The organism is Clostridium sp. CTA-7, from assembly GCF_054768095.1.
The window spans coordinates 50083-63588 of the sequence record NZ_BAAAAV010000002.1 but is presented as its reverse complement, the minus strand read 5'-3'; the positions used below and the strand labels follow the sequence as shown (position 1 = coordinate 63588).

The 13506-nt window shown below is 26.9% G+C and carries 12 protein-coding genes and 2 tRNA genes; 3 read left to right on the top strand and 11 right to left on the bottom strand.

Annotation, left to right across the window (positions count from 1 at the left end; translation table 11 throughout):
- Window positions 1–3: 3 nt before the first annotated feature.
- The 10 genes from ACYUEX_RS03310 to ACYUEX_RS03265 all read right to left on the bottom strand — a co-directional run bounded on the left by ACYUEX_RS03310 (window position 4) and on the right by ACYUEX_RS03265 (window position 10261).
- Window positions 4–702: a hypothetical protein gene (locus tag ACYUEX_RS03310; RefSeq protein ID WP_460286559.1), complete on the bottom strand. Its 699-nt coding sequence runs from the start codon at window positions 700–702 to the stop codon at window positions 4–6.
- 14 nt (window positions 703–716) lie between these two features.
- Window positions 717–1415, bottom strand: coding sequence for an ABC transporter ATP-binding protein (locus ACYUEX_RS03305; protein ID WP_460286558.1), 699 nt, complete (start codon window positions 1413–1415; stop codon window positions 717–719).
- A complete protein-coding gene (locus tag ACYUEX_RS03300; RefSeq protein ID WP_460286557.1) occupies window positions 1408–1782 on the bottom strand; it encodes a GntR family transcriptional regulator in 375 nt (124 codons plus the stop codon). Before ACYUEX_RS03300 ends, ACYUEX_RS03305 begins: the two co-directional genes overlap by 8 nt.
- Window positions 1783–2123: 341 nt before the next feature.
- On the bottom strand, window positions 2124–2306 hold the full coding sequence (locus ACYUEX_RS03295; protein WP_322389989.1) for an alpha/beta-type small acid-soluble spore protein: 183 nt from the start codon (window positions 2304–2306) through the stop codon (window positions 2124–2126).
- Window positions 2307–2455: 149 nt separating this feature from the next.
- On the bottom strand, window positions 2456–4498 hold the full coding sequence (ptsG, locus tag ACYUEX_RS03290; protein WP_460286556.1) for a glucose-specific PTS transporter subunit IIBC: 2043 nt from the start codon (window positions 4496–4498) through the stop codon (window positions 2456–2458).
- 75 nt (window positions 4499–4573) lie between these two features.
- Window positions 4574–5422 (bottom strand): BglG family transcription antiterminator LicT, encoded by an 849-nt coding sequence (licT, locus tag ACYUEX_RS03285; RefSeq protein ID WP_411168960.1) that lies wholly within the window; start codon window positions 5420–5422, stop codon window positions 4574–4576.
- A gap of 215 nt (window positions 5423–5637) precedes the next feature.
- Entirely contained in the window at window positions 5638–8877 is a 3240-nt protein-coding gene (locus ACYUEX_RS03280) for a two-component regulator propeller domain-containing protein (protein ID WP_460286555.1), read from the bottom strand.
- A 141-nt stretch (window positions 8878–9018) separates the two neighbouring features.
- Window positions 9019–9094: transfer RNA gene (locus ACYUEX_RS03275), tRNA-Trp, on the bottom strand.
- A 158-nt stretch (window positions 9095–9252) separates the two neighbouring features.
- Window positions 9253–9328, bottom strand: a tRNA-Trp gene (locus tag ACYUEX_RS03270).
- A gap of 39 nt (window positions 9329–9367) precedes the next feature.
- Window positions 9368–10261, bottom strand: coding sequence for a metal ABC transporter substrate-binding protein (locus ACYUEX_RS03265; RefSeq protein WP_460286554.1), 894 nt, complete (start codon window positions 10259–10261; stop codon window positions 9368–9370).
- Window positions 10262–10475: 214 nt separating this feature from the next.
- Here ACYUEX_RS03265 and tsaE point away from each other — a divergent pair, with 214 nt between their 5' ends.
- From tsaE to rimI, 3 genes are read left to right on the top strand one after another with little or no spacing between them, the layout of a single operon-like run.
- A complete protein-coding gene (gene tsaE / locus ACYUEX_RS03260; protein ID WP_460286553.1) occupies window positions 10476–10937 on the top strand; it encodes a tRNA (adenosine(37)-N6)-threonylcarbamoyltransferase complex ATPase subunit type 1 TsaE in 462 nt (153 codons plus the stop codon).
- Complete coding sequence (gene tsaB / locus ACYUEX_RS03255) at window positions 10934–11650, top strand: tRNA (adenosine(37)-N6)-threonylcarbamoyltransferase complex dimerization subunit type 1 TsaB (RefSeq protein WP_460286552.1); 717 nt, start codon at window positions 10934–10936, stop codon at window positions 11648–11650. Before tsaE ends, tsaB begins: the two co-directional genes overlap by 4 nt.
- Window positions 11634–12092 carry a ribosomal protein S18-alanine N-acetyltransferase gene (gene rimI / locus ACYUEX_RS03250; protein ID WP_460286551.1) on the top strand — a complete coding sequence of 153 codons (459 nt, stop codon included), beginning with the start codon at window positions 11634–11636 and terminating at the stop codon, window positions 12090–12092. Before tsaB ends, rimI begins: the two co-directional genes overlap by 17 nt.
- Window positions 12093–12122: 30 nt before the next feature.
- Here the strand turns inward: rimI and ACYUEX_RS03245 are convergent, their stop codons facing one another.
- Complete coding sequence (locus ACYUEX_RS03245) at window positions 12123–13499, bottom strand: MATE family efflux transporter (RefSeq protein ID WP_460286550.1); 1377 nt, start codon at window positions 13497–13499, stop codon at window positions 12123–12125.
- Between the last annotated feature and the right edge of the window lie 7 nt (window positions 13500–13506).

Below are 13506 nucleotides of genomic sequence, written 5' to 3'. Positions count from 1 at the left end.
CCCCTATCTAATATCTAATTTTTTGCCTAAATGATTTACCGATAATGAAACAATAGCAACTAGCCATACCGCTCCCAACATTGTTGATATTAAATCAATTTCTATAAAAGATCCTATTCTTAAATAAACATATGGAAGTGATCCAGTTATAATCCATTTAATTATCTCAACAGTACTTTGGATAATTCCACCTAAAAATATAACTGCTAGTACACACAATGCTGTATTATGAATATATGATGAAAATATTGTTATAAATGACGTAATTATAATATATGCAATTAAAGTTCCAAAGGCAGTTGATGCTGAAACTAAATTAATTATATTAGCCATAGAATTTCTTGAGAAAATTGATATTATATATACTACAAGCACTATGCTACCTTGTAAGATTGTAAATTCTATATATTTAGCGATTATATATTCCCATGAATTAACTGGTAATGTAAATAGTAGTTTCCCCTGTTCTTTAGAAATTTGTAATGAAAACTTTATTATTGATACTATTAGGTTAACAGCTAAAAATGTTGAAATAACTGCAATATTAATTACTGAAACAATCTCTCCTATAAAAGGTATTTTTATGAAAGTTCCAAAGGATAATAAACATAAAATTATAAAAGCTATAATATATAATATTTTGCTTATTCCTGAATTATATTTTCCGAAATTATATTTTAAAATATTTAAAACATTATTCATATGCACTTCCCCTTTTATTCTGCAAATATTTTTCTATAAATTTCATCTATTGATGATTTATATTTTTCTCTTAGTTCTTCTGCATCTCCACTTTCTATTATTTTACCTTCTCCTAAAAATGCAACTTCATCAAAAATTCTTTCTAGCTCTCCAATATAATGTGTTGTTATTATCATGGAGCTTTCTTCTGATAAATTTTCTAATATGGCATCAAGAATTTTCTCCCTTGAAACAGGATCTACTCCTGATATAGGCTCATCTAACATATATAACTTAGCTTTTCTACTTAGAGTTAAAGATAAGCTAAATTTCTCGCTCATTCCTTTTGATAAATCTTTTATTCTTGCATTCTCATCTAAACCCATGAACTTTAAATAATTTTTCATTTTTTCTTTATTAAAATCTTTAAAAAAATCTGAGTATAAATTTATAGCATCTTTTATTTTCATTGATTTATCAAAAATATTTCTATCTTGTAAAAAAGCAATATATTTTTTAGTTTCTGTTCCTATTGAAATTTCATCAAGTTTTATAGTTCCTTTATCAACTTTTAGAAAACCTTGTATTATATTTAATAATGTTGTTTTTCCTTGGCCATTAGGCCCCATAATTCCTAGTACTTTACCCTTTTCTAAATTAAAACTCAGTCCATTTAAAACTTGTTTTCCTTTAATTTTTTTGTATATATCATTAACCTCTAATAAATTACTCATTTATATCCTCCTTATATCGTTCTGATATAATTGCTAATATTGTTTCTCTTGTGAATCCTAGTCCTTTAGAGTCTTCAATAAATTTATCTATAGTTTCATTAAATAGCTCTTGTCTTAAATCATTAATTATATTTTCATCTTCCGTAACAAATTTTCCTATTCCTCTTTGAGTATATATTAAATTTTGATTTTCCAACTCTGCATAGACTTTCTGTACTGTATTTGGATTAACCTTTAATTCAGTTGCATATTCTCTTACTGACAAGACTCTCTCTCCCCCTCTTAATTCACCTGAAACTATTTTCTTTTTTATATAAGCAATTATTTGAAGATATATGGGCTCCTTTGAATTTAATTCAAGTACCATTAGCTTATCTCCTTTCTCGACAGTGTTAGTGTATTAATTAAATAGTACACTAACACTGAGTTTATTGCTACTTTTATTTAGTACAATAATTTGATGTTAAATTAGTTTATCTCTATTTTTTATGCATTTTCTTTATTTTTCATGCTAATATATTATAAGAATAAATTTAATGTTATATATCGTTATCATAACTTTATTATACAAAAAAGAAAGCTACTCAAAATTAAAACATAGTTTTTATTTTGAAATAGCCTTCTCTTTTTTTGAATGGTTACAATACTTAATTCTTTGGCGGTATATCCATCCTGTCTATTAAACCCTAGTTAAATTGTTCCTGTGGCTTACTTTATTGAATTTTCGTATTGTTCAACCATTCTTTTTACCATTTCGCCACCTACGGAACCACATTGTTTTGATGTTAAGTCACCATTATAATCACTAAATGGTACTCCTAACTCTGCTGCAACTTCATTCTTGAATACGCTTAACCCTCGTCTTGCTTCTGGAACTAATGTTTTTGCCATTTGTAATCCCTCCCTTGGCTTTTGGTTTTGTAAACATACTTTTAAAGTTGAACTCCCTCTCGTTTAAAAGTTCTTTTGTTTACACTATTATATTAACCTGAATATAAATTTGTATACTTAGTAATTTATAGATATTTTGTTATATTTAATTAATCATATTTTTTATGTATTTCTACTTTATTTATATCTCCAGAAATTACATCTATATCACTATTAAAATAAATAAATTTTTCTTTTGGCAAACCTTTAAATATTATTGCTATAATAGGTGATTTTAGTTTTTTCATCATTTCCTCTAATGAAAACTCTATTAACAAGTCACCTTCTTCTACTAAGTCTCCTTCTTTAACAAATGCTTTAAATTCATTACTCTTTAAATTTATACTGTCTATTCCTATGTGAATAAATATATCAAATCCATCTAATCCTCTAACAGTTATTGAATGACCTGTAGGTGATATAGTTAATATAGTACCTTTTATAGGCGATATTAAAATATTTTTCTTAGGGTTTATAGCAAATCCATCACCAATAAGTTTCATAGAAAATATTTCATCAGGAACTTCTTCTAACCTTAAAAGTTTTCCAGTAACAGGAATCATAATTGAACTCTCAATCTTTATTCCTTTTTTAATTAAGTCTATCTTTTTTTCTTTTTTAACTATAACTTCTTTTCCATTAATAATATCTTTCATTTGCTCTTTAAGCATATCAGATTTCGGTCCAAATACAGCTTGTATATTATCTCCTATTATCATTAAATCTGCTGATCCAAAAGTTTTAAGTTTGCTCTTATTTACTAATTTTAAGTTTCTTACAGTAATCCTCAATCTAGTTATACATGCATCTAAATATGTTATATTCTTAGAGCCTCCAAAGGCATCTAAAATTTTATAAGCTAAATCTCCATCTGATATATCTATATCTACTTCACTTTCTTCCCTTTCCCTACCAGGAGTCTTTAAGTCTAACCTCCTTATTACATATCTAAAACCTATATAGTATATAATTGCAAATATTATTCCAACTATTATTACCCACCACCATTTTGTTCTGTTAGGTAATACACCAAATAATATAAAGTCTATAAGTCCACCTGAAAATGTTAATCCGACTTTTACATTTAATAGCTGCATTATCATAAAAGATAATCCTGCAAATACACAATGTATCGCAAATAATATTGGTGCAACAAATAAAAACATAAACTCTATTGGTTCTGTTATACCTGTTAAAAATGATGTTAATGCTGCTGAAAATAATATTCCTGAAACTAATTTTTTCTTATCCTCATCAGCTTCATGATACATCGCTAAAGCTGCTGCTGGAAGCCCAAACATCATAAAGGGAAATTTGCCTGTCATAAATGTACCTGCTGTAAACTCAACTCCATCTTTTAATTGAGCAAAAAATATTGCTTGATCTCCAATTACAAGTTGACCTGCTAAATTTGTGTATTCACCAAATTGATACCAAAATGGATTATACCATATATGATGTAATCCAAAGGGTATTAATGCTCTTTGTACTACCCCAAATATAAATGCCGAAATTGTTTCATTTGCTCCTATCATACTTCTAGAAAAGTTCAGTAAAAAATTTTGAATTGGTGGCCATATTCCTGCCATTACAATTCCTAATAGGACACCTGATATAGCTGAGACTATTGGTACAAATCTTTTCCCTGAAAAAAAGCCTAAAAATTCCGGCAATTTAATATCGTAAAATTTTTCATATATTATTGCTGAAGTTATTCCCATTACTATTCCACTAAACACTCCTGTTTGTAGAGTAGGAATTCCCAATACAGTAGCATACATTGGATTTTTACCAACCTGTGATAAGTCTACGCCTGCAGTTATTCCCATAGTCATATTCATTATTAAAAATCCAACTATTGATGCTAATGCCGCTACTCCATCTCCGTTACTCATTCCTATTGCTACTCCTACAGCAAAAATTAAAGGAAGATTAGAAAATATAATATTTCCAGAAGATGACATTATATTTGCTATTAATTGAATTTTATCCCCTGCTAGAATTGGAATATTATTTATTATATCTGGATTTTGTAATACTGTGCCTAATCCTATTAAAAGTCCAGCAGCCGGCAATAATGCAACTGGTAACATCAAAGATTTACCGATTCTTTGAAGTATTCCAAATGACTTCTTTAAAAATATAGTATTCATGTTTCCTCCTAAGAACTCTACACTTAAATAAAGACTTAAGCATCAAAATATTTAGCTTAAGTCCCATTGTGCGTACTAATGATTATTTCTTAACACTGAAATAACTCTATGTATGTGCATTGTTAGATATACTATTTCATCTTCATTTACTTTGTAATCATAACTACTTTCTATATATAATTTTATTTTTTCAGCACAATTATAAGCCTCTGGATAGCTCTTTAATGCCATTTCTAAAAATTCGCTATTATTATCTTCATTTTGATTATTTGTAATCACTCTTTTCGCAAAATACTTAAGGTGGGTTAATAATCTATCATAGTTTATATCTTCTTCATCAAATTCAACTGAATAATAATATCGTATTATATTCAAAATCCCTTTAATTATATTAGTTGATATTAATGATTCTTTTGCTGTTTCTTGATAACTTGCATTAACTAAATGTAATGCAATAAACCCTGCTTCGTCTTCTGGCAAGTTTATCTTTAATCTTTTATTTATATAATCAACAGCCCATAATGCAACTTTATACTCTTCCCTATGTATTCTTCTTATTTCATTTAGAAAATCATTTTTTATTTGCACATTACTTTTATATCTTTTAATTGCAAAGGCAATATGATCTGATAAAGAAATATATATTTGCTTATCCAAATTTCTACCTAGTTGTTTATTAGCATAAGATATAATTTCATGTGACAATTCAAATATACCATCTGGTATTTGGTTTATAAGTTTTTTAAGCTTATTTCCCATTCTTTTATCATCTACTACAAATATCTTTTCAATTTTGTCTTCTTCTATTTCTTGACCTACTTTTCTTTTAAAAGCAATTCCAGATCCCATAACGATAACTTCGTTTTTAGTTTTAGGATCTATTGAGACAACAACATTATTGTTTAATATTTTTTCTACAATCATATTCTCTCATTCTCCTTGCATTGGAAAATAAAATACCTAAATTAAGATAAAAATCACCCTAATTTAGGTATTATCTACTTTACAGTAAAAATCCATGTACCCATATATCTATCATATTATCATTGAGAATATGTAGTGTCAAGATAGTATTACTCTTGTACATTATATCAGACAATAAAAAAATGTAATCATTTTAATATTCAATCTATTTCTAATTACTTTGTATTTTGCTTAGTTGGTAATATAATTATAAACTCACTACCTAATCCTGGCTCACTCTTAACAACTATATTTCCATTGTGAAGTGTTACTAATTGTTTTGTTAGTGTTAATCCAAGTCCACTTCCACCATGCTCTTCTGATATATCATTATAAGCTTGTCCAAATCTATCAAATATTGCTTTATGATATTTTTTATCTATTCCGATTCCAGAATCTTTAACTGATATTCTTACTAATTTCCCCATATCTACTATTCTTACTTCTATTTTCCCTCCCTTTGGAGTGAACTTAACAGCATTTCCAATCAAATTTACTATGCATTTTTCTATTTCACTTTCATCACATTCTATTACCTTTTCTTCTACTTCTGGGTCAATAATGAGCTCTATTCCATTAGCTTCAACAAAGTCTTTCATAGATAATGCAACTTCTTCCACTAAATAAATTATGTCATTTTCTTCTATTTTAAGCTTATATGAACCTGATTCAATTTTTGATGTATCTATTATATTATTTATTAATTTTAGTAATCTATCCGAATTTCTTCTTAATGTCGTCATATAATAATCTAACTTTTCTTTAGATATTAATTTATCCTCTTCATTTAGTTTTGTTATTAATTGCTGAGTAGATATAATAACATTAAGTGGAGTTCTAAGCTCATGAGATAAGTTAACAAAATAATTATTCTTATATTTTTCATTTTTAATAAGTTTATCATACAAATCCTTATTCTCTTTAAACTTATTATTTAACTCTTGTGTTCTTTGCTCTACTAAGCTATCTAATATTTTCACTCTATTCCATATTATGTATACTATTATAACTATAATTATTCCATAAATTAAATATGCTATTGGTGTTTCCCAAGGCTTCATTCCAACTTTAAATGTTACAGAAGTTGGAATACTCCATTCACCACTTGAGTTTCTAGCAATTACTTTAAAGGTATATATTCCCGAATCTAGGTTTGTATAACTTGCATAATTTCTATCATCAGAAAAAATCCAATTTTCATCCAGTCCTTCTAGTTTATACGAATACTGAATCTTACTAACATTTCTATAATCAGGCATAAAAAAATTAAATTGTATGTCGTTATTTTTATAATCTATATTTATATCTGATAAATCTAATAATTCATTCTCACCATTATAAACTTTATCTATAGTTACATTTGGAGAAAACTTTTTTTCTTCTAATTCATATGGATAAAAACAAGTAAGTCCATTAATTCCCCCAAAGAACATTTCGCCTTTCTTACTTTTAAAGTAAGAAAAACCATTAAATTCATTTCCTTGTAATCCATCAGTAACATTAAAATTTATAAACTTGTTTTTATCTACATCATATTTAGATATTCCATAATTTGTACTCATCCATGGATTTCCATTATCATCTATTAAAATTCCATATATAAAGTTATTTGATAAACCTTCACTTTCTGTGTATCTATGAAATTTTTCTGTGTATTTATTAAATTTATTTAGTCCATATTGCGTTCCTATCCAAAGATTATTTTTATTATCTACTCCAATTGATTTTATTGCATTAAAACTTATACTTTCTTCATCGTCTTCATTATTTCTATAGTTTTTTATAATTCCTGTCTTTTTATCTAAACCTATTAGACCTCCATCTAAGCCAGATGCTATCCATATAACTCCAGATTTATCCTGTACTATATCAGAAAATATGTTTTCTGTTATCCCATTACTAAGTAAAATATTTTTATATGATTTAAAGGTCTCTTTTCTATCGAAAGTACATAACCCATCTCTAGTGCCTATCCATAAAAGTCCCTCATCATCAATATATAAAGTTCTTACGTCATTAGAGACTAAACTATTTTCATCATGATTGTTAAAATATCTAGTAAAGCTTTTGGTTTTTTTATCATATTTATTTAATCCATGTTCTGTTGCGATCCAAATTTCATTTTCAATTCCCGCTATATCTCTAATATAATCATTACTTAATGAATTAAAATCATCTGAGCTTTTAAATTTTGTTATATCACCTTTTTTTCTATCTATTACATTTAATCCTTCGTGCACTGTACCTACCCATAAAAGCCCATCATCATCTTCATATATTCCAGCAATCATGTTTTCACTTATCGAATTAGCATTAAAAGGATCATTCTTATAATTTTTAAATGAGGTTTTTGGATTAAATAAACTTATTCCATCATAGGTTCCCACCCATAAAGTTCCAGATTTATCTTCAAATAAACTTAATGTATTATTACTTACTATACTTTGAGGATCATATATTTTTGATTCGTATGTTATAAACTTTTTTTCATTTTCATCAAATCTGCTTAATCCATTATTAGTTGCTACCCATAAAAGACCTCTACTATCCCTTAATATGTACCTTACAAAATTACCAGGTATAGATGAATCTTTTTTAGAATCATTGATAAATGTTTCTATTTCATTTGTTTTTAAATTTAATTTATTTAACCCTCCACTATATGTACCAATCCATAAATTATCTGATTTATCTGCATATAATTTAAAAATAAAATTATCACTAATTGAATTAACTGATTCATTAGAGTAATATTTTATAATTTCTTTTGAACTATTTACAATTTTATTTAATCCATCCTCTGTTCCTACCCATAGATCCCCATAAGAATCTTCAACAATAGAATAAACAAATTGACTACTTAAAGAGCTCTTTTCTTCACTAGAGTTATATAGCCTTTCAAAGTTATCACTTTCTTTATTATAAATATTTAACCCATCTTCTGTAGCTATGTATATCTCACCTTTTGAATCTACTAAAATTTCTGTTACATTATAGTTTGACAAATCACATCCGTCTACTCCAGGTAAATAAATTTTTATTTCTTTTGTATTAATATTTATTTTATTTAATCCCCTAGAAGTTCCAACCCATATATTACCTTCTTTATCTTCATTAATCGCAGAAATATAATTACCACTTATGCTATTGGGTTTATCTTTTCCATATCTAAATACTTCAAATTTATTACCATTATATTTATTTAACCCATCAGCTGTACCAATCCACATGTACCCTTTACTATCTTGAAATAAATACTCAACAGATGTTTGAGATAAACCATCCTCTATTGTAATTCTTTTGAAATTAATATTTTTATCTTCATTAGTTAATGCTAATGCATCATAACTTATATTTATTAATAGAGTAATACTTATAAAAATTATAAACGATACCTTGTATAGTTTTTTCCTCATACTCATCCCTCATAGATAAATTTTAAAATATATTATTAATTATATCAGATTTTGGCAAATTTTATATAAATAATTGCAGTTGACTTTAATCTAATAAAAAACATGAAAAAATAAGAGAGTGTAAAATCTTACACTCTCTTATGGCAGGGGCAGTAGGACTTGAACCCACAACCAACGGTTTTGGAGACCGCTACTCTACCAATTGAGCTATACCCCTCCAACAAAAATTATTCTATCATGATATTTTAATCTTTGTCAAGATAATAATTCATTACTTATAATCAAGTCTCATTTTAATACTATATTACCTATTAACTATAACTATATAACATAACAAAACAAAAAGCCAGCGATTTAGAATCGCTGGCTTTTACTTGGCAGGGGCAGTAGGACTTGAACCCACAACCAACGGTTTTGGAGACCGCTACTCTACCAATTGAGCTATACCCCTTTGCAACAATAACTATTATATCTTATGTAAACATAAAAATCAACTATTAATATTAGTTTTTGTTTTTATGCTATTAATTAACTTGCTTGTATTATCAATTAATACATCATCATTGCTTTCTGTGTTTAACTCTATATAAATACAATCGACTTTTATTTTATTTTTTAAATCATCTATATGACCTAATTCATTATCATGAACAAATACAATGTTAGATTCCTTTATATCGCTATCATTAATAATATTTTTTATGCTATTATCTTTTATTTTCTTAGCTTGTATTCCAAGATCTCTAAACAAATAGTCAAATTTATCTGTATCTGTAACTATAATATAATCTTTATACTTTTTTAAATCTTCTTTTGTCTTTGTCAAGAAATCATCTAATTCTTTAACAACCTTATTATAATTATCTTCATAATAGCTTCTATTTTTAATGTCCTTCTCTTGTAGTGAAGATTTTATATTATATAGTGCAATCTTATATTCACTAAACCCTAATAGGTAATATGGATTTTCTTCATTTACTGCTTTTAACTCTGTTACCATTGGCCTTATTCCTCTACTCATATTTATAATTGCTAAATTTGAGTTTTTAGAATTTTCTATTATATCATTTACCCATTTTTCATATCCCAATCCATTGTATATAAATAAATCCATATTCAAGATATTATTTAGAACATTATCATTAACCTGAAAAGCTTTAATGTCCTTTTCAGTATTTAATAGATATTCAACACTATGTTTATCACCAACTAATGATTTAACCATTTTATATTGTTCTTTATTAACAGTTAATATGTTTAAAAAAATATCCTTTTGCTCATCTAACTCATCAGTAGGATTAGCCATTAATGGATTATAAGAAAAAGTTAGTCCTAAAAATAAAATAGAAGTAAAAATAACTAACGCATATGTTAATTTTTTCATAAAATTTTCCTCCAAGGAATATATAATCTCTCTCTACTTTTATCATATCTTATCATTAATATATAAAAATTACAAATTACTTATACAGTAAATTATTTATATTTTACTACAATTCAATTCGTTTTACCATATTATGTATATTATTTTAACTTTCCTTTTTTTATTATTTTGGATAGAATATATTAATATAGAATATTTAGAAAGGAGATTATTTATGCATTTTTACGTTAATAATTTGGAAGAAACTACTAATATAGGTTATTCCATAGGTAAACTTTTAAATCCAGGTGATATAATTTGTTTAACTGGTGATTTAGGAACTGGTAAAACTCATATAACTAAAGGAATTGCTAAAGGATTACACATTGATGAACATATAACTAGCCCCACTTTTACTATTGTTAATGAATATGATTCAGGTAGGCTTAAACTATATCACTTTGATGTTTATAGAGTTAGTGATCCCGATGAAATTTATGCAATTGGATTTGATGACTATATATTCTCAGAAGGTGTTTCTATAATTGAATGGGCTAATTACATAGAAGAAATTTTACCTAAGGAATATTTACATATTTTAATAGAGAAGGACTTATCAAAAGGCGAAAATTTCAGAAAAATTTCAATTACTCCATATGGAGACCGATATAATTATATAAAGGAGTTAAATTTATGATAGTTTTAAGTATTGATTCAGCTTCTAAAGTAGCAACCGCTGCACTTTTAAGTGAAAATGCTTTAATAGCTGAATATACATTAAATAATAAAATGGAACATTCAACTTTGATAATGGATATTATAGATAAATTATTAAAAGATTCAAATCTATCGATTGATGATGTAGATGGATTTGTTGTTTCAAAAGGTCCAGGTTCATTTACAGGTTTAAGAATTGGCATGGCTACAATAAAAGGCTTAAGTTTTGGGTCAAATAAACCTTATATTAGTGTATCAAGTTTAGATGCTCTTGCATATTCTCTTATAAGCTTTGATGGAATAATATGCCCTATAATGGATGCTTTAAGAGATAGTGTATATACCTGTCTATACAGAAACAATAATGGAAACTTAGAAGCTTTAATTGATTATTCTGCCATTGAGTTAGATGAATTAATTGAGTTATTAAAAACCAAAAATGAAAAAGTAATATTTACAGGTGATGGATTAATCAAGCATAGAGATTATTTATCAAAAAATCTTCCTAATGCTTCTTTTGCACCTAATCATTTAAGTGTAATAAGAGCCTCATCTTTAGGTGACTTAGGCATTAAATTATTACTAGATAATAAATATGATGAATTAAATTCTTCTCCATTTTATTTAAAAAAGCCTCAAGCTCAGAGGGAACTAGAAAAGAGGTTAGCTTTAGAAAATGAAGGTAAGCTATAGTTTAATGACTGACGAAGATATTGATGGTGTTTTAAATATAACCAACTTATGTTTTTCTACCCCATGGAGTAGAAGTTCCATTTCAGGTGAATTAAATAATCCATTAGCTAAATATATAATAGCTAAAGATATAGAAAAAAACTCTGTTATAGGTTTCGTTGGAGTTTGGATTATAGTTGGAGAAGCTGATATAACTAACATAGCTGTTCATCCAAACTATAGGAAACTTGGAGTAGGTAGTAAATTATTATCTTCACTAATAAACATGTGTGATGATCTAAGTTGTTCATTAATTAACTTAGAAGTAAGAGCTTCAAACATTTCTGCTCAAAATCTTTATAAAAAATTTTCTTTTATTGAAAATGGTCTTAGAAAAGGATATTATGAGGACACTAAAGAAGATGCTATTTTAATGACTTACTTTAATAATAAAAAGGTATAAACTCTATATAAAGTTTATACCTTTTTTCTATTAATTAGCCTTTTTTAGTAATGGCTCTTCTTTTTCTTCTTTTGTTTTCATACTTTTTACCAATATTAATGCAGTTATTGTAGTTGATAAAACATCACTAACTGGTTGCGCAATCCAAACTCCATTTAGTCCTAATCCAAAAATTCTTGGTAAAATTAATATAAATGGAATCAATAAAATTACTTGTCTAAGCAAACTTAAAAACATTGCTGTTTTTGCTTCTCCTATAGATTGAATATAATTTGATCCTGTTATTGATATTCCTATTATAGGAAGCATAAGCAAGTATATTCTCATTCCTTTAACTGATATTTCCATAAACTTAGGATCTTTGTTAAATATCCCTATTATGGCTTCTGGGAATATTTGAACTATTATAAATGCAAATGTTAATATTATTGTGGCTACTAAAGCTGAAAGCTTAAAAGCCTTCTTAGCTCTCTCCTCTTGTTTTGCTCCATAATTAAATCCAATTATAGGTTGTGCTCCTTGATTTATACCAAATATAGGCATTAAACACATTAATGCTACTGATGATATAGTAGCCATTGCTCCTATTGCTAAATCAGTTCCATATGTCTTTAAAACATTATTAGATATAACTTGAACTAAGCTTGCTGCTATTTGCATAGAAAAAGGAGCTGCCCCTATTGATAATATTTCAATAGTTATTTCTTTATCTAATTTTAAGCTTGATTTAACAAATTTTAAGTTAGATTTTCCACTAACATAATAACTAATTCCTATAACTGCAGTTAAAAACTGAGATATAACAGTTGCTATCGCTGCACCTTGTATTCCTAAATTAAATATAAAAATAAATACTGCATCTAAAACTATATTTGTTATACACCCAATTACCATAATAATTGCTGCTAATTTAGGATTTCCATCCCCTCTTATTGTATTATTAATAGTAAATGCTATTAAGTTAAATATTGTTCCTAGTAAAATTATGTTTATATATGATTTGGCATAATATAAAGTTTCACTGCTTGCTCCAAATTTACTTAGTATTACATCACCAAAAACTAATCCTATAATAGTTAATATAACTGAAATAATTACTGATAAAGTTATTGCATTTCCAATTACCTTAGATGCTTCCTCTTTTTTGCCTTGCCCAAGTTTTATTGATATTGATGTAGTTGCTCCAATACCAATAAGCATTGCAAACCCAAGAATTATAGTTGTAATAGGCATAGTTACGCCAACTCCCGTAATAGCTAGTGAACCTACCTCTGGTATATTTCCAATAAATATTCTATCAACAACATTATATAAAGCATTTACAATCATACCTATTATTGCAGGTACAGAATACTTCAATAATAATTTACCTATTGATTCATTTGCAAGTAATTGTTGAGTTCCCATTAAATCA

Coding starts and splice junctions, on each gene's coding strand:
- tsaB (WP_460286552.1), top strand. CDS start 10,934: ATGATAGTTTTAAGTATTGATTCAGCTTCTAAAGTAGCAACCGCTGCA.
- ACYUEX_RS03280 (WP_460286555.1), bottom strand. CDS start 8,877: ATGAGGAAAAAACTATACAAGGTATCGTTTATAATTTTTATAAGTATT.
- ACYUEX_RS03300 (WP_460286557.1), bottom strand. CDS start 1,782: ATGGTACTTGAATTAAATTCAAAGGAGCCCATATATCTTCAAATAATT.
- tsaE (WP_460286553.1), top strand. CDS start 10,476: ATGCATTTTTACGTTAATAATTTGGAAGAAACTACTAATATAGGTTAT.
- ACYUEX_RS03245 (WP_460286550.1), bottom strand. CDS start 13,499: ATGGGAACTCAACAATTACTTGCAAATGAATCAATAGGTAAATTATTA.
- ACYUEX_RS03310 (WP_460286559.1), bottom strand. CDS start 702: ATGAATAATGTTTTAAATATTTTAAAATATAATTTCGGAAAATATAAT.
- ptsG (WP_460286556.1), bottom strand. CDS start 4,498: ATGAATACTATATTTTTAAAGAAGTCATTTGGAATACTTCAAAGAATC.
- ACYUEX_RS03295 (WP_322389989.1), bottom strand. CDS start 2,306: ATGGCAAAAACATTAGTTCCAGAAGCAAGACGAGGGTTAAGCGTATTC.
- ACYUEX_RS03265 (WP_460286554.1), bottom strand. CDS start 10,261: ATGAAAAAATTAACATATGCGTTAGTTATTTTTACTTCTATTTTATTT.
- rimI (WP_460286551.1), top strand. CDS start 11,634: ATGAAGGTAAGCTATAGTTTAATGACTGACGAAGATATTGATGGTGTT.
- licT (WP_411168960.1), bottom strand. CDS start 5,422: ATGATTGTAGAAAAAATATTAAACAATAATGTTGTTGTCTCAATAGAT.
- ACYUEX_RS03305 (WP_460286558.1), bottom strand. CDS start 1,415: ATGAGTAATTTATTAGAGGTTAATGATATATACAAAAAAATTAAAGGA.